14 protein-coding genes and 2 tRNA genes are annotated in these 16615 nt (G+C 41.3%); 6 read left to right on the top strand and 10 right to left on the bottom strand.

The window, feature by feature from the left end; translation table 11 throughout:
• Positions 1-50: 50 nt before the first annotated feature.
• The 8 genes from mraY to HLH16_RS03715 all read right to left on the bottom strand — a co-directional run bounded on the left by mraY (position 51) and on the right by HLH16_RS03715 (position 9795).
• The gene (gene mraY, locus HLH16_RS03750; protein ID WP_067726838.1) at positions 51-1169 is read right to left on the bottom strand and encodes a phospho-N-acetylmuramoyl-pentapeptide-transferase; all 1119 of its coding nucleotides are present in this window, start codon (positions 1167-1169) and stop codon (positions 51-53) included.
• Positions 1169-2575, bottom strand: coding sequence for a UDP-N-acetylmuramoyl-tripeptide--D-alanyl-D-alanine ligase (locus HLH16_RS03745; RefSeq protein WP_171528300.1), 1407 nt, complete (start codon positions 2573-2575; stop codon positions 1169-1171). The genes mraY and HLH16_RS03745 overlap by 1 nt, the downstream gene beginning before the upstream one ends.
• Before the next feature lie 9 nt (positions 2576-2584).
• Entirely contained in the window at positions 2585-4081 is a 1497-nt protein-coding gene (locus HLH16_RS03740; protein ID WP_171528299.1) for a UDP-N-acetylmuramoyl-L-alanyl-D-glutamate--2,6-diaminopimelate ligase, read from the bottom strand.
• Positions 4082-4091: 10 nt separating this feature from the next.
• Positions 4092-5915 (bottom strand): penicillin-binding protein PBP3, encoded by a 1824-nt coding sequence (gene ftsI, locus HLH16_RS03735; RefSeq protein WP_131270818.1) that lies wholly within the window; start codon positions 5913-5915, stop codon positions 4092-4094.
• A 13-nt stretch (positions 5916-5928) separates the two neighbouring features.
• Complete coding sequence (ftsL, locus tag HLH16_RS03730; protein WP_171528298.1) at positions 5929-6261, bottom strand: cell division protein FtsL; 333 nt, start codon at positions 6259-6261, stop codon at positions 5929-5931.
• Positions 6261-7184, bottom strand: a complete 924-nt coding sequence (gene rsmH, locus HLH16_RS03725) for a 16S rRNA (cytosine(1402)-N(4))-methyltransferase RsmH (RefSeq protein ID WP_131270819.1) — start codon at positions 7182-7184, stop codon at positions 6261-6263. Before rsmH ends, ftsL begins: the two co-directional genes overlap by 1 nt.
• 329 nt (positions 7185-7513) lie before the next feature.
• On the bottom strand, positions 7514-8533 hold the full coding sequence (locus HLH16_RS03720; protein WP_171528297.1) for a sulfate ABC transporter substrate-binding protein: 1020 nt from the start codon (positions 8531-8533) through the stop codon (positions 7514-7516).
• Between the two features lie 242 nt (positions 8534-8775).
• Complete coding sequence (locus HLH16_RS03715; RefSeq protein WP_284729904.1) at positions 8776-9795, bottom strand: sulfate ABC transporter substrate-binding protein; 1020 nt, start codon at positions 9793-9795, stop codon at positions 8776-8778.
• Positions 9796-10146: 351 nt separating this feature from the next.
• Between HLH16_RS03715 and HLH16_RS03710 the strand changes: the two genes are divergently transcribed.
• From HLH16_RS03710 to HLH16_RS03690, 5 genes are all read left to right on the top strand, one after another.
• The gene (locus HLH16_RS03710; protein ID WP_171528295.1) at positions 10147-10449 is read left to right on the top strand and encodes a hypothetical protein; all 303 of its coding nucleotides are present in this window, start codon (positions 10147-10149) and stop codon (positions 10447-10449) included.
• Between the two features lie 131 nt (positions 10450-10580).
• A complete protein-coding gene (gene gltX, locus HLH16_RS03705; protein ID WP_171528294.1) occupies positions 10581-12089 on the top strand; it encodes a glutamate--tRNA ligase in 1509 nt (502 codons plus the stop codon).
• A gap of 58 nt (positions 12090-12147) precedes the next feature.
• Positions 12148-12223: transfer RNA gene (locus HLH16_RS03700), tRNA-Ala, on the top strand.
• A gap of 32 nt (positions 12224-12255) precedes the next feature.
• Positions 12256-12331, top strand: a tRNA-Glu gene (locus tag HLH16_RS03695).
• 138 nt (positions 12332-12469) lie between these two features.
• Positions 12470-12811, top strand: a complete 342-nt coding sequence (locus tag HLH16_RS03690; RefSeq protein WP_131270823.1) for a hypothetical protein — start codon at positions 12470-12472, stop codon at positions 12809-12811.
• A gap of 30 nt (positions 12812-12841) precedes the next feature.
• Here HLH16_RS03690 and HLH16_RS03685 read toward each other — a convergent pair whose 3' ends face one another.
• On the bottom strand, positions 12842-13807 hold the full coding sequence (locus HLH16_RS03685) for a cation diffusion facilitator family transporter (protein WP_171528293.1): 966 nt from the start codon (positions 13805-13807) through the stop codon (positions 12842-12844).
• A gap of 326 nt (positions 13808-14133) precedes the next feature.
• Here HLH16_RS03685 and HLH16_RS03680 point away from each other — a divergent pair, with 326 nt between their 5' ends.
• Positions 14134-14640, top strand: coding sequence for a tetratricopeptide repeat protein (locus HLH16_RS03680; protein ID WP_171528292.1), 507 nt, complete (start codon positions 14134-14136; stop codon positions 14638-14640).
• A gap of 60 nt (positions 14641-14700) precedes the next feature.
• Here the strand turns inward: HLH16_RS03680 and ettA are convergent, their stop codons facing one another.
• Positions 14701-16362, bottom strand: a complete 1662-nt coding sequence (ettA, locus tag HLH16_RS03675; protein ID WP_131289329.1) for an energy-dependent translational throttle protein EttA — start codon at positions 16360-16362, stop codon at positions 14701-14703.
• Positions 16363-16615 lie beyond the last annotated feature (253 nt).

Raw genomic sequence — 16615 nt, 5'->3', positions numbered from 1 at the left:
AAAAAAGCCGGCAGATGTGGGAGCAAATGCCGGCTTTTTCGAATATTTGCTTAACGCAATTTTAAGGTCATTAAGCCTAAAACTACCAGCATAATCGTGATAATCCAGAAACGAATCACCACCTGGGTTTCACGCCAGCCTTTTTTCTCGTAATGGTGATGTAAAGGCGCCATCAGGAATACACGTTTGTTACGCATACGCAGTGAACCAATTTGCAGGAATACAGAAATAGCTTCAACCACAAATACACCGCCCATAATCGCAAAGACGATTTCCTGGCGAACCATGACAGCAATTGTACCGAGCATCGCACCCAAAGATAATGCACCAACATCACCCATGAATACTTGAGCCGGATGTGCGTTATACCAAAGGAAGGCCAAGCCAGCACCAATCATTGCAGCGCAGATCACCACGAGTTCAGATGAATATTTTACATAAGGCATGTGCAGATAATTGGCAAAACGAACATCACCTGCAAGGTATGCAAATACCCCCAAACCTGCCGCAACAAGGACGATTGGCATAATCGCCAAACCATCCAAGCCATCAGTCAGGTTGACCGCATTCGATGCACCGTTAATCACCAGATAAGTAAAGATAATAAAACCGATACCGAGTGGAATAGCGGAAAAAGGAATACTGATGTTTTTAAAGAACGGAATCAGCAGATCCAGCATATTCGCAGTATGCACAGGATTGGCCTGTTGAGTCGCAATCACATACAGTGCAATACCTGCACCCAAAGAACCGACAGAAGTCCAGAAGAATTTTTTCTTCGCAGGCAAGCCGGCATTGTCTTTATAACGGACTTTAATCCAGTCATCTGCCCAGCCCACGGCACCGAAGATCACCATCACCGCAAGTACAATCCAGACATAGGGATTGGATAAATCGGCCCAAAGCAAGGTTGAAATACCAATCGAAAGCAGGATCAATACCCCACCCATGGTTGGGGTGCCCATTTTCTTGGCATGACCTTCAGGAGCAAACGAACTGACTGCTTGGCCATATTTGAGTGCTTGTAGCTTACGGATCATCACCGGACCCAAGACCAGTCCAATGGTCAATGCGGTTAAGACACTGAGCAAAGCACGTAATGTTAAATAACGAACCACCTGGAACGAGCTGTTGTAGCCTGCCAGTTGTTCAAATAGCCATAACAGCATTAAAGTTTCTCCATCAAATCAGCCATCAATGTTTCCATATGGGTATAACGAGAACCTTTAAACAGGAAACTCATGGATTGAGGTTGATGTGTTTCAATTAGACTCAGTAAGAAAGGAAGGGCTTGTTCCTGAGTCAGAAAAGCCTGCATTTTTTTACCATATTGGGTACTGCGCGCGCCTTCTTGAGTGGCAGGTGAAAACTCCCCCACAGCCACAACAAAATTGACACCTGTCGCAACCAGATCTCGACCCAACATATAGTGTTGTTGTGCCGCACTTGCGCCTAATTCACCGATATCCCCAATCACCATCACTTTCACCCCATCTTGCTGAGCAAGCACTTCAGCTGCTGCACGCATCGAGGTTGGGTTGGCGTTGTAGGTATCATCAATAAATAAATGGTTTTTAGCTGGAATAAAATTCAAGCGACCTTTGGCACCTGTTGCTTGCTCTAAACCCATCACAATATCATCCAGAGCAACACCAATCGCGAGTGCAAAAGCGGTCGCAGCAGTGGCATTTTGCACATTATGTTCACCGGCAAAAGGTAAATTCACCTGACGGTTACCTTGCGGTGTATTTAATGTGAACGTAGAGGATTGCGGATGTAATTCAATTTTGGTTGCAAAAACATCCCCATTTTCACCAAAGCTTAAGACCTGTTCGGTTTGTACGGCCTGACGAATCGGCTCTGCAAAATCATCTGCAGCAGGAACAATCGATACACCGGTTTTGGTGATATGTGCATAAATTTCAGATTTAGCCCGGCAGATGCCATCGCGTCCGCCAAATTCTCCCAAATGCGCAGTACCAATATTGATGATCCCTGCCACATGCGGTTGAACCAGATTCGAGGTGTAATCAATTTCACCCTGATGACTCGCACCGAGTTCCATCACTGCATATTGATGTTCAGCTCGAAGCTCTAACAACATCACCGGCACACCCAAATCATTATTCAGGTTGCCGCGAGTAATCAAAGTAGGTGCCAAGCGCGATAAAATACTACCGAGCATTTCTTTGGTCGTGGTTTTACCGCTACTGCCGGTCAATGCAATCACTTTCACTTGTGAGTTTTGTGCACGGCGATAAGCCCCTAAATGACCGAGGGCCAAACGCGTATCTTCAACCACGAGTTGACAAATATCTGCATCCACTGGATGACTGACAATGGCAATTTCACACCCATTTTCCGCAACTTGAGCAACAAAATCGTGCGCATCAAAGCGCTCACCTTGCAGCGCTAAAAAAGCATCGGCTTTTTCAGCATCACGTGAATCTGTCAAAATCCGTTTAATGTTGCCTTGAGGCACTTTCTCATTCAACCAGTAACCTTGAGTGGCATCCGCAAGCTGCTCAGCTGTCCACGGCTCTAAAGGCACTGTACTGGTAGTCGATGTATGCATTGTTTTTTCCTATTGAGCCGGATAAGCTGAATCTGGGGTGTGATGCTGTGTATCGATGGCCGATTGCACTTCAATAACATCGTCAAACCAATGACGCACACCGTCAATTTCTTGATAGTTTTCATGACCTTTACCTGCGATGACTACAATATCGCCTGCCTGAGCTTTTTGCACGGCAAATTTAATCGCTTCACGGCGGTCATGAATTTCATGCACAGCATGTGCTGAAAAATCGATACCCGCTTTCATGTCAGCAAAGATTTGTTCTGGATCTTCAGTACGTGGATTATCTGAGGTAATCAAGGCAATATCAGCACCATTGAGTGCCGCTTGAGTCATCAGTGGACGTTTGCCACGATCACGATCGCCACCACAACCAAACACAGCCCATAACTGATTGGATACATGACGTTTTAAGGTTTTCAGCACCTGAATTAAGGCATCAGGAGTATGGGCATAATCCACCACAAATAACCGGTCGACATCACGAATCACCTGCATACGACCCGGCGCACCTTGCAATTGCGACACTGTTGAAATCAGTGTTGCAAGATCAAAACCGGCTTGTTCTGCAGTCACCAAACTTGCCACCAGGTTTTCTACATTAAAATGACCGAGCAATGGACTCTGAACTTCAAACTCACCTTGTTTGGTGATCAATTTAAAGTTTGCGCCATTCAAACTATATTGAATATCTTTAACCTGATAATCCGCAGTTTGCGTCGTTGAATAGCTTAAAATTTTCGGTTGCGCAGGATTGGCTTTTGCAGCATCGATCATGACTTTGGCATGCTCATCATCAATATTGATAATCGCCACTTTTAAAGTCGGAAATTTAAATAATCGTGACTTGGCTTCAGCATAGGCTTCAAGCGTACCGTGATAATCCAGATGATCACGGCTTAAATTACTATAGGCAGCAATTTCAATATCGCAGCCATTCAAACGGCCTTGTTCCAAACCATGAGAACTGGCTTCGATCGCTGCGAATTCAGCACCTTGTTGAGCATAACCATGCAAGGCATTTTGCAGATGCAATGCATCTAGTGTGGTATGCGAAGACGCTTCCAGATTCGGTAAAATTCCGTTACCCGTAGTTCCCATCACTGCACATTTCTTTCCTTGCAGCATCAATAACTCAGCAACAAGTCGTGAAATGGTGGTTTTACCGTTGGTGCCCGTCACCGCAAGAATTCGTGCGGCTTGTACGGGCTGAGTCGCTTGTAAATATTGCTTTTGCCACTGCCCCATCAGATGACGGACATTTGGCACCACGATACTATTTTCCAAACCCAAATCGGCTTCACTGACCATAGCCAAGGCACCGTTTGCCAAAGCTGACTGTGCAAACTGCAAGGTTTTTTCAGGCTGAGAAAAACTATTCAGGGCAATAAAAATTTGCCCTGGCTCAACTTTACGACTATCTAAACCAAAGCCACTGAATGGCTTGGTCATCCATCCAGTGATTTTTTCAGCGGTGTAGAGATCTTGAAATGTAATGGACATTCATCACCTATTACTGGATTTTGGGAGTATCTAAAGGTTTATCTAAAGGCACGTTCATTAAACGTAGCGATTCTTGCATTACGCGTGCGAATACAGGGGCGGATACCGTACCCCCATAGTAAGAGCCTTGAGGATTTTCCACCACGACAATCATGGCCAAACGCGGATCACTCACTGGTGCGACACCGGCAAATAAAGCACGATATTCGCTGGTTGAATAACCTTTACGGTCAGCACGTAGCTTATGTGCAGTACCAGTTTTACCGGCCACACGATAGCCCGGAATAGTGGCACGTGTAGCAGTTCCGCCTGGCAATGTCGCTGTTTCCATCATCAACAGCACTTGATCGGCAATTTTTGCATCAACGATTTGCTCACCCTTCGGAGGTTGCTCTAATTTATATAAACTTAAAGGAACCTTGACGCCTTTATTAGCAAGCATGGCATAGGCATCAGCAATTTGCAGCACTGTCGCATTCAGGCCATAACCATAAGCCATGGTTCCCACTTCAGAGACATTCCATTTGCTTGGTGGCAAGATTAAGCCTCCACTTTCACCCGGGAATTTTACTGCTGAACGCTGGCCCATTCCTACACGCTTATAAAAAGTAGGTAAGGTGGCATAAGGCAAGGACAATGCAAGTTTCGCAACACCCACGTTAGATGATTTCTGGATAATTCCACCTAAGGTCAATGCGCCATAGTTATGCGTATCACGGATGGTATGGTTACCAATACGCATACTGCCCGGTGAAGTATTCACCACTGAATTTGTAGTGTATTTACCACTTTCCAGAGCCATTGCCACAGTCAAGGGTTTCATGGTCGAACCCGGTTCAAATGAATCCACTGCACCACGGTTACGCATGGCATCTTTATTGCCTAAACTTTTTTTATCATTCGGGTTGTAAGATGGCCAACTGGTCATTGCCAGAATTTCACCTGTTTTGATATCTACTGCTATGGCAGTAGCTGAACGGGCATTATTGGCCACTCCGGCAGCAGTCAATTCACGGTACATAATATATTGCAGACGTGAATCAATACTTAAAGTGATATTTTCTCCGGCTTCAACTTCTTTAATCACTTCCGGATCTTTAAAACGGTTACCTTTTTTATCCCGTACCACTTGTTGTGCGCCATCATGACCTGATAAAGCAGTATTCATCTGCATTTCCAGACCTTCGATCCCGATCCCTTCACTATTGGTTAAGCCAATAATCTGCGCATTTGGCTGCGGTTGAGGATAGTAACGTTTATAGTTTTTCTCGGTATAAACCGCTTGAAACTCGCGTTTGGCAATCAGTTCAGCCTGCTGCGGTGGAATTTCTTTTTGCAGAACCAGATAACGTGAACGAGGTTTCTCGTTCATTTTCTTTTTCAACTCGGCACGATCAATGCCAACCGCATCGGCAAGTTCGTCCAGGTTTAAGTTTTTATCCGGTAATTGACGTTTTAATTTACGGTTATTTGGATCTTTAGCCAGTTCGGCAGTAATATCATCAAACTGTTTTTTAGTTTCAAAATAATCACGTGGGTCAATCACCACTTTCATGACCGGCGTACTAATCGCCAAGGGCACACCATGACGATCATAAATCACGCCACGCATCGCCTTGACTTTTTCGGTTCTTAAAATATTGGCATTGGCTTTGTTTTGTAAAAAGTCTTTGTTGATGACCTGCACATAAAATGCACGACCCACTAAAGCTAAAAAGCAGAGTAAAACCACACTCCACATCAGATAAAAACGCCACATATCCACACTAAGGGTGTTTTTATCGGTCACAGACTGCTGTTTTTTACGCACTTGCTTGTTTCTCTTGTCCACCATATTACAGCTAGCCTTATTTTTTATCTTCTGAAGTCATTGGTAAAGAAATTACAACCGTCTGCGCTGCAGGGGGCGAGTACATTCGCAACTGAGTCACAGCGCGTGTGCCAATTTGCGCTGTTGCACCGAAGGTTTGCTGCTCGATGAGCAAACGCCCCCACTCTGCATTCAGGTCATCCCTTTCCCGGTTAAAGGCACTTAATTCACGGTAATCGTGACGATATTCAAAGACTTGAAACACCACCATAATTGCGCTAAAAAAGACCAAGACCAGTAAAACGATATAACTGATGAATTTTTTCATCGGCAAGTTATCTGTTTTCTTTTCAACAACTTCAGTTTTCATTATTCGCCTTTCGAAGCTAAGCGTTCTGCAACTCTAAGCCATGCACTACGTGAACGAAAATTGGCTTTAATCTCTTCTTCACTGGCACGTACTCGGGAAATTTTCTTTAATCGACGGGTATCTTCCCGTTCTTGTGGCATGCCCCAACTGGTATCTTCCGCTAAAGTCGATTCTTTTTGAATAAATTGTTTAATTAAACGATCTTCTAGCGAGTGGAAACTAATGACCGCTAAACGCCCCCCAGTTTTTAGCACATCCACTGCTTGCGGCAAGAATGCTTCAATATCTTCTAATTCTTTATTAATGGCAATACGGATGCCCTGAAAAGTTCGAGTTGCGGCATGTTTATTTTTTTCCCATTTCGGATGGGCAACTTTCACAATTTCAGCCAGTTGCGCAGTGGTTTCGATATAGCCCGCAGCTTTAATGGCTTTGGCAATACGACGGCTATAACGCTCTTCACCATATTTAAAAATAACATTGGCTAGGGCTTCTTCTTCAATATTCACCAGCCATTCAGCTGCAGTCGGACCTTTTGAATTATCCATCCGCATATCCAGTGGGCCATCTTTCATAAAGCTAAAACCACGTTCAGCCTGATCGAGTTGTGGCGATGACACCCCTAAATCTGCCATCACGCCATCGACCAAACCAATACCACGTGCTTCAAGCTCTTGTTTTAAGTCGGCAAAACTGGCATGAATAATTTTAAAACGTGAATCTTCTTGTTCCAGTATGGCCGCAGTTTCCAGCGCTTGTGGATCTTTATCAAACCCATATACACGTGCATTTTCATCTAATTTAGAAAGCAATAAACGGGTATGACCACCTCGGCCAAAGGTACCATCTACATAAATTCCTGTATTTCGATCTGCCAATAAGGCATCAACAGTTTCGTGAAGTAATACAGAAATATGCGACATAAGGATTCAATCAGAACTATGAAAAATTTAACTGCACATTATTACCTTGTTTTGATAAAGCTCCAAACGACTTTTTGTAGGGAAATATTACTTTCCATAGAGAAAACCGTTTCTGGATTTATGCAATTCAGATTTAGCTCATATTTCATGTGCTTTTATATCATTTTAAAGCTCAATACTTATCCTGATTCTTTATTAAAATAAAGTTCTCTACAAAAATTAAGAAAAGAAAATTTATTTTTTGATTCAAAATTTTATTTAAAAACACATCTTATCAGAAATAAAAAAGCCCCCAAATCAGGAGGCTTTTTAAATCACATATCAATCAGTTATTTACGAGTGTTATAAATCTGATCGAAAGTTGCACCATTCACAAAATGAGTTTTTTGTGCCTGAGCCCAGCCACCAAACACTTCATCAATGGTGAAGGTTTTAAGTTTAGGGAATTGAGCAGAATATTTGGCTAACACTTCCGGGTTACGTGGACGGTAGAAATATTTTGCTGCCATGTCTTGACCCAATGGTGAATACAAGTAATTGATATAGCCTTTGGCTAACCACTTGTTACCATCTTTTTCGACATTTTTATCCACGATTGCCACTGAAGGTTCAGTTAAAATTGAAATAGAAGGATAAATAATGTCGAACTTGTTTTTACCCATGGTCTTTTGAGTCACTAAGGCTTCATTTTCCCAAGTCAGCAACACATCACCAATGCCACGTTCAGCAAATGTCGTCATCGATGCACGCGCAGCAGAATCCATCACTTTTACGTTGTGGTACATTTTGCCGACAAAGTCTTTAGCCGTAGCGTCAGTACCACCGGGTTGTTTAAGTGCATAACCCCACGCGGATAAATATACCCAACGTGGTAAACCGCCGGTTTTTGGATTTGGGGTAATAATCTGTACGCCCGGTTTGGTTAAATCAGACCAGTCTTTAATATGCTTTGGATTGCCTTTACGCACCATAAATACGATGGTAGAGGTATAAGGTGCAGAGTTATGCGAGAACTCTTTTTGCCAACCCGGCTGGATTTGGCCTGATTTAACAATTTCTTCAATATCGTTGGCTAAAGCCAAAGTCACCACATCAGCTTTTAAGCCATCCACGACTGAACGCGCTTGTTTACCTGAACCACCATGCGACTGTTTGAAATTTACAGTATGACCGGTACGTTGTTTCCAGTAAGTACCAAATGATTTATTGAATTCATCGTAAAATTCACGAGTTGCATCATAAGATACATTTAAAAATTCACGATCAGCTGCCTGAGCAGTTGTTGCAGTAAAAGCAATGCCAGTTGCCAGCAATGCCGCACTGAATAACGCTTTAAATTGAGTTTTCATTACAGTACAGACAAGTTATCTTCATTACTGCTAAATATATGAAATAAAATCATAAATCGCAATTGATGCATACAATTTTAAACCTAACCCATACACTGCTATTTATTTTAAACAATTGTTTTATTTACAAATAATAAATTAAATCCTTTATCACAATGATATACCTTTTTATGCTTTGCATATGCAAGAAACGAATATCTTCTAATATTCGTTTCTTTTCATTCACCTAAATAACCCCTTACTCAATTACTTTTTTCAGCATAAATTTGGTCGAAAATTGCACCATTCACAAAGTGGGTTTTCTGTGCTTTTGTCCAACCACCAAAAACATCTCCGATGGTAAACAATTTAATTTTTGGAAATTGTGCCGCATACTTTGCTGCAATTTGCGGATTACGTGGACGGAAGAAATACTGTGCTGCCAAATCCTGCCCTTTTGGTGAATATAGATAGTTGAGATAACCTTTAGCTAAATTGCGGTTGCCATCTTTATCCACGTTTTTATCGACAATTGCCACAGAAGGCTCTGCCAGAATTGAAATTGAAGGATAAACAATCTCGTATTTATCTTTGCCCAAACCTTGACTCGCCAGTAAGGCTTCATTTTCCCAAGACAACAACACATCACCAATACCGCGTTCAGCAAAAGTGGTTAAAGAACCACGTGCACCTGAATCGAGTACTTTCACGTTTTGATAAAGTTTTTTCACCAACTCTTTGGCTTTGGCATCGTTACCACCCGGCTGTTTCAGCGCATACCCCCAAGCTGAAAGATAAATCCAACGTGGCGCGCCACCGGTTTTTGGATTTGGCGTGATGATTTCTACACCTGACTTGGTTAAATCATTCCAGTCTTTAATACTTTTAGGATTGCCTTTGCGTACCAGGAACACCACGGTTGAGGTATAGGGTGCGGAATTATTCGGGAACTGTTTTTGCCAGTTTTTATTGATTAGACCTGCATTTACAATTTCTTCAATATCATTGGCTAAGGCCAAGGTCACCACATCGGCTTGTAAACCGTCAATCACTGAGCGCGCTTGCTTACCCGAGCCACCATGGGATTGTTTGAAATTCACTTCTTGCCCAGTGCGCTGCTTCCAGAATTCACCAAAGGCCTGATTATATTCTTGGTAAAATTCGCGCGTTGGATCATACGACACATTGAGAAAATCTTTTGCGGCGAAGCTATGTGAAGTAATTCCCCCTAATACCGCAAGAATTGTAGATGCTATTATTTTTTTCATGTGCTTTAAGCTCATACTTAATTGATTAAAGCACTATATAAAGCTGAAATATTTTTAACAATCATATGGTTATATTGTTTTATTGATTAAAAATCAGTTTTAGAGATATCCACTAAAATGCTTTTCTATGCATTTTTACCACTAAAAGACGCATAAACCGATGTAAATCTTCATCTTTCGCTCAATCTCCATGCTATCTCCATAGTTGTTTGATACAAAGTGACTACATTGAATTAGTTCTTTATCATTTTGTAAAAAAGTGTGACCTAGTTCTACTTTTGTATTTTTCTATGTGTTTAAATGGTTATCACTAGAATAGAAAAACAATATCTAGAGAATTCCAGCACCAGTAAGGGGGATGTGGAAATGAAATTTACACCGATTATAACAGCATTGAGTTTAAGTCTAACTTTAGGGTTTATGGCTCAAATTGGACACGCAGCTGCCATTAAAGCCATAGATACCAAAATCAGTCTTTTACCTGAAAAATCATCACTGATTGAAAAAGCATTGCAACAACACAAGCAAGGTTCAAATACTTTTCATAATGACAATGATTTAAAAGTCCTGACTGAAATTAAAGTTGCACCGACACAAAGCTTTTTTGCTGCTCAAAATCAAAAATTTACTCGTTTTGTACAAGTATTTTTCCCACAAAATAATTCTTAACCTAATACCGAACTTCTTGCCCCTTTAAGAAGTTTAGACCAAGCCTAATCATCTCAATGTTGAATTTAACATTAAGTGATTAGGCTTTTTCGTTATAATACTTTCCATTCACATTCTGAAAAATATTGATTATGACTGTTCGTACTCGTATTGCCCCTTCTCCTACAGGCTTCCCACATGTAGGCACTGCATATATTGCCTTGTTCAACTTATGTTTTGCCAAACAGCATGGTGGCGAATTTATTCTTCGTATTGAAGACACCGATCAACTTCGTTCAACCCCTGAATCTGAAAAAATGATTTTAGATTCATTACGTTGGTTAGGTTTGAATTGGTCAGAAGGTCCAGATGTTGGTGGTCCACATGCACCGTATCGTCAATCCGAACGTATGGGCATCTATAAACAATATGCGTTAGAACTTGTTGAAAAAGGTCATGCATTCTACTGCTTCGCAACGAGTGAAGAATTGGATCAAATGCGTGCTGAACAGCAAGCCCGCGGTGAAAGTCCTCGTTATGACGGTCGTGGTTTACTTTTATCTCAAGAAGAAGTTCAAAATCGTTTAGCTGCAGGCGAAGCACACGTAATTCGTATGAAAGTGCCTGCTGAAGGCAGCTGCAAATTTGACGATATGCTACGTGGCGAAGTGGAAATTCCATGGGCACAAGTCGATATGCAAATTTTGCTTAAGACTGATGGCTTGCCAACTTACCATTTGGCCAATGTGGTTGATGACCATTTAATGGAAATTACCCACGTGATTCGTGGTGAAGAATGGATTCCATCTGCGCCTAAACACCAATTATTGTACCAATACTTTGGCTGGGATATGCCTGTGCTTTGCCACATGCCATTATTACGTAATCCGGATAAATCAAAATTATCGAAACGTAAAAACCCAACCTCAATCAACTATTACAAAGACATTGGCGTACTTCCAGAAGCATTGTTGAACTATTTAGGCCGTATGGGCTGGTCAATGCCGGACGAAAGTGAAAAATTCACTTTGAATGAGATGATTCAACATTTCGACATTAAGCGCGTATCACTCGGTGGTCCAATCTTTGATGTAGAAAAGCTCAACTGGCTCAATGGTCAATGGATTAAAGCGCTCTCTCCTGCTGAATTGTTAAATACACTTTTGGCCTGGAAATCAGACCGTAAGACTTTGGAAGATATTGCTGCTGCGATTCAGCCGCGTATCAACTTGTTGTCTGAAGCGGTGAATTGGGCAGGTTTCTACTTCAACCAGTTCCCACAACTGTCTAAAGAACAGTTTGAAAGCAAGAAATTGTCTGAAGAACAGGTTCGTCAAAGCTTACAATTTGCAATTTGGCGTTTAGAAAGCTTATTCACCTGGAATAACGACATGGTTAGTCAAACCCTGATGGATTTAGCTACCCAAATGGAAGTGAAGTTACGTGACTTCATGCCAACCTTCTTTATTGCCATCGCCGGTTCGACTAGTTCAACTCCTGTAATGCAGTCTATGGTAACGATTGGTCCTGACTTAACCTTTGCTCGTTTACGTCATGCGCTTGAAATTGTCGGTGGTCCGAGTAAAAAAGAAGCAAAAGTTTGGGAAAAACTCAATGAAAGCTTAAAATTGCCGAAAAATGACGCAGTTGATGAAGCATAATTGATTTTATAGTTGACGTATGAGCGCAATGCCCCTAATATTGCGCTCACACAGACTGGGGGTTATAGCTCAGTTGGTAGAGCGCTACAATGGCATTGTAGAGGTCAGGAGTTCGATCCTCCTTGACTCCACCAAGTTATTTGTTTTACCTGTGTTGCCTCGATAAGTCCCTATCGTCTAGAGGCCTAGGACATCGCCCTTTCACGGCGGTAACCGGGGTTCGAATCCCCGTAGGGACGCCAAATTCAAAAAAGCCACTGACCAATTCAGTGGCTTTTTTATTGTCTAAATTTTTTATTCACGGTATTTTATTAGCGGTATTTTTGCTTTCCGTGACATTCAGATTAGAATAACCCCTAGATTAGAATTCTGGAGTTGTAATGCAATACCGTTGCCCAAAATGCCAAAGCCCTAAAATTATGCCTATTGCGCAATCCGGCGGACCTGCGGCACGACCAGTGGTACCTAAAAGCTTAGTCTTGTTAATTCCTGCTGTTTTCATCTTATTGCTGTTGGTTTTAATTAGTATTGCCATGTGGATTTTTGGTGATGGTGCAGGAACAACATTACAATCTGCAACTGTGGTGGTATTTGTGCTGTGTCTGATTGCAGGCTTTATGTTTTACCGAGACCTACCCGACTTTAAAATTTCGATGCAAGGCTTTATGCAGTCGCAAAAGAAATGGAAATGTCGTGAGTGCCACCACGAGTGGGAAATTTAAAATAAAATTCATTTTACATCAGCCCCAGGTTTAGTCTTGGTGCTGATGTGAATCTTCATCAGGATGATGCAAATGTTTTTGTTGATGATCATCCGGCTGATAATGTGAATGCGTAAGGCATTCATCTTCTTCAATCTGTAGTGTCATTTCAGTAATGCCATGGATATGGCTTAACATTTCCAAAGCCTGCTGATACAACGCATTACGATCAGCCTGTGGCGCATACAAATGCACAGTCAGATGTACATTCTTCGAAGTAATCGCCCAAACCTTGAGTTGATGAATACTTTCAACATCTTTCAACCCAAGAAGATCATTACGTAATTTTTCAATATCAATTTCTTCAGGCACACCTTCAAGCAAAATATTGATGCTTTGTTTCAGTAAAATCCACGTTCTAGGCAATACCCAAAAACCGATCAGAAGTGCAATTAAAGTGTCGATCCAAACCCAGTGAGTGAAATAAATAATCACAGCCCCAATAAACACCCCAACAGAACCCAAAGCATCACTCAAAACTTCCAAGTACGCCCCTTTCACATTTAAACTTTCTTGGGCGCTGGAAAATAGAATTCTCATCGAAATCAGATTAATGATCAGACCTATAATCGCGACAATCATCATGCCCAAACTTTGAATTTCCGGTGGATTGGAAAAACGTTGGTAGGCTTCGTACAAAATATACATCGCCACTACAAACAGCATAGATGCATTAAACAGGGCTGCTAAAATTTCAAAGCGCTGATAGCCAAAAGTACGCTTATCATCGGCAGGAAGTCTGCCTATTTTTATGGCAACAAGCGCTATGGCAAGCGCAGCAGCATCGGTAAACATGTGGGCAGCATCTGACAATAAAGCTAGGCTTTGCGTGATAAAGCCTGCTACCACTTCTACAATTAAAAATGTGGTGGTCAGCACCAAGGCAAAGGTTAATTTTTTGGCATTATTTTCGGTCACAACCGCATGACTATGATCATGCCCATGATGTCCACTCATTGCAGACTCCCATTTTATTTCTGTTTATATAAATAATTTATCCATAAAAAAGAGAGAAATACTATAATTTTTTAGCACTCTCCGAATATAAATCAACCTATTTAGTAGGATGCAATATATTCACGAGTTGGCAATAAGCTCTGTATAAAATATCAAAACTATTCACCTTTATTTATATTAATAATCAACTTAAAAGCTTTTTTAATTTTTTTAAATTAACAAAAAAAATTCATTTACTTACAAACGGGTTGTACTTTAGAATAAAAAATAATCATTTCATTAAAATGATTAGACTATGATAATCCATCAGCAAAAAAGAGTTGATTATGATCGTGAATAAGATAAAAAAGATTGTAGATGCTTTGCTTAGCCCTTCAGATCAACATTTGCAAGGAATCCAAAATACAACTGCAAATGAGGCAAATTTGGAATTTGCACAAGGGCAGGCATTCGAGCAGCTTGCGATCAAACATAATTACATGCTAGATGATAATCAATCCATTTATAACAATCGAAATGCAATGTGGAACTTTTTAAGTGCCGCATTAAAGGGCCATAGTGATGCACAATATAAATTAGGTGTAGCTTATCTTCATGGGCAATTAGGCCTAGATAAAAACCATATGCATGCGGAAGAATGGCTAAAAAAAGCAGCAAAACAAGGTCATAGTGATGCGCAATATAAATTAGGTGTATGTTATCTTCATGGGCAATCAGGCCTAGATAAAAACTATACACATGCGGAAGAATGGCTAAAAAAAGCGGCTCAGCAAGGTCATCATGAAGCACAAATAACCTTAGAAAAAGCGTATAGCCAATTAGTTTTTTCCTGAAAATTCCCAATAAAAAACCAGCCCTAAGGCTGGTTTTTTTAATCATACAAAAACAAGCAATTAAACGCCGATTTTTTTGTACTTAGAACGCTTTTGTACAGCAGCATCACCTAAACGAGCCAAACGATATGCTTCATATTCAGCATAGTTTCCTTCGTAGAATTCAGGCGTTTCATTTTCAAATGACAAGATGTGCGTTGCAATACGGTCCAGGAACCAACGGTCATGCGATACCACCATGACAGTACCCGGGAATACCAAAATGGCATCCTCAAGTGCACGTAAAGTTTCAATGTCCAAGTCGTTCGATGGTTCATCCAACAAGATGACGTTTGCACCCATCTGCAGGATCTTCGCAAGTTGTAAACGGTTACGTTCACCACCTGACAATTCACCTACACGTTTTTGCTGATCTTGACCTTTGAAGTTAAAACGACCGATATAGGCACGAGAAGGAATTTCATAATCGCCAATACGCAAGATATCTAAACCGCCAGAAACTTCTTCCCAAACAGTTTTGTTGTTGTCTAGGGTGTCACGGATCTGACCCACATAAGCCACTTTAACTGACTCACCCAGAGTCACAGTACCTGTGTCAGGTTGTTGCTCGCCCGTCATCATACGGAATAGTGTCGTTTTACCCGCACCATTTGGACCAACAATACCCACAATCGCTGTTGGCGGTACTGTAAACGTCAAATCTTTATAGAGTAAGCGACCATCAAATGATTTGCTGATACCTTCAACTTCTACAACTTTATTCCCTAGGCGTGGACCAGGTGGAATGTAGATTTCAGAGGTTTCATTACGTTGCTGGAATTCTTTCGAGTTCAGCTCTTCAAAACGCTCCATACGCGCTTTGTTTTTCTTTTGCTGACCTTTAGCATTAGAACGAACCCATTCAAGTTCTTTCTTCAATGCTTTAGCAAAAGATTCTTCCTGCTTGTTCTCTTGCTCTAAACGGGCATTTTTCTGTTCCAACCAAGAAGAATAGTTACCTTGGTAAGGAATACCATGTCCACGGTCAAGCTCCAGAATCCACTCGGCTACGTTATCCAAGAAATAACGGTCATGCGTAATCGCAACGATAGTACCGGCGAAGTCTTTCAAGAAACGTTCTAACCAAGATACAGATTCTGCATCCAAATGGTTCGTCGGTTCATCAAGAAGCAACATGTCAGGTTTAGACAATAACAAACGACACAATGCAACACGGCGGCGTTCACCACCTGAAAGCAATGTTACATCTGCATCCCAAGCTGGAAGGTTTAATGCAGCTGCAGCCTGATCCATTTGGTTGCTTAGGTTATGTGCATCCCAAGTCTGGATAATTGCTTCTAATTTCTCTTGTTCTTTTGCAAGTGCATCAAAGTCAGCATCTTCTGCTGCATATTCTGCAAACACTTCATCAAGACGCGCCAAGGCATCCAATGGTTCACGCAAACCATCTTCAACGTTACCACGAACATCTTTATTTGGATCTAATGGTGGTTCCTGCTCAAGATAACCGATTTTAATACCCGGTTGAGCACGTGCTTCACCTGAGAAATCTTTATCTACGCCCGCCATAATACGAAGCAAGGTAGATTTACCTGCACCGTTTAAACCAAGTACACCAATTTTTGCACCTGGGAAAAATGATAAAGAGATGTCTTTCAGGATTTCGCGCTTAGGCGGAACCATCTTCGACACACGGTTCATCGTGTAAATATATTGGGCCACGTAGGACTCCTCTATAGAAAAAACAACATTCACATAACAACAATATTATGTGAACAAATAATCGCGGGCATTATACGATGAAAGTGCCGAAAAAATAAGGCATGCCTTCTAACTTCAATAGAATGTTACAACTCAGGGCACGTTTATTTTTTAAACATACTCATACACGGTTAATTTTGTTCAGCTTGTACTGAAAATTAACATTCATATGAATATTTAAGATAGCAATTTCATTTAAATAGCACTTTGACTT

The organism is Acinetobacter sp. ANC 5378 (assembly GCF_013004315.1).
GTDB lineage: Bacteria > Pseudomonadota > Gammaproteobacteria > Pseudomonadales > Moraxellaceae > Acinetobacter.
Note: the sequence above shows the minus strand (reverse complement) of the source record. Positions and strands in the feature narration are given on the sequence as shown.

Excerpts from the sequence above, each read along its gene's own strand:
- mraY (WP_067726838.1), bottom strand. The coding sequence starts at position 1,169 with ATGCTGTTATGGCTATTTGAACAACTGGCAGGCTACAACAGCTCGTTC.
- HLH16_RS03745 (WP_171528300.1), bottom strand. The coding sequence starts at position 2,575 with ATGCATACATCGACTACCAGTACAGTGCCTTTAGAGCCGTGGACAGCT.
- HLH16_RS03740 (WP_171528299.1), bottom strand. The coding sequence starts at position 4,081 with ATGTCCATTACATTTCAAGATCTCTACACCGCTGAAAAAATCACTGGA.
- ftsI (WP_131270818.1), bottom strand. The coding sequence starts at position 5,915 with ATGGTGGACAAGAGAAACAAGCAAGTGCGTAAAAAACAGCAGTCTGTG.
- ftsL (WP_171528298.1), bottom strand. The coding sequence starts at position 6,261 with ATGAAAACTGAAGTTGTTGAAAAGAAAACAGATAACTTGCCGATGAAA.
- rsmH (WP_131270819.1), bottom strand. The coding sequence starts at position 7,184 with ATGTCGCATATTTCTGTATTACTTCACGAAACTGTTGATGCCTTATTG.
- HLH16_RS03720 (WP_171528297.1), bottom strand. The coding sequence starts at position 8,533 with ATGAAAACTCAATTTAAAGCGTTATTCAGTGCGGCATTGCTGGCAACT.
- HLH16_RS03715 (WP_284729904.1), bottom strand. The coding sequence starts at position 9,795 with ATGAGCTTAAAGCACATGAAAAAAATAATAGCATCTACAATTCTTGCG.
- HLH16_RS03710 (WP_171528295.1), top strand. The coding sequence starts at position 10,147 with ATGAAATTTACACCGATTATAACAGCATTGAGTTTAAGTCTAACTTTA.
- gltX (WP_171528294.1), top strand. The coding sequence starts at position 10,581 with ATGACTGTTCGTACTCGTATTGCCCCTTCTCCTACAGGCTTCCCACAT.
- HLH16_RS03690 (WP_131270823.1), top strand. The coding sequence starts at position 12,470 with ATGCAATACCGTTGCCCAAAATGCCAAAGCCCTAAAATTATGCCTATT.
- HLH16_RS03685 (WP_171528293.1), bottom strand. The coding sequence starts at position 13,807 with ATGAGTGGACATCATGGGCATGATCATAGTCATGCGGTTGTGACCGAA.
- HLH16_RS03680 (WP_171528292.1), top strand. The coding sequence starts at position 14,134 with ATGATCGTGAATAAGATAAAAAAGATTGTAGATGCTTTGCTTAGCCCT.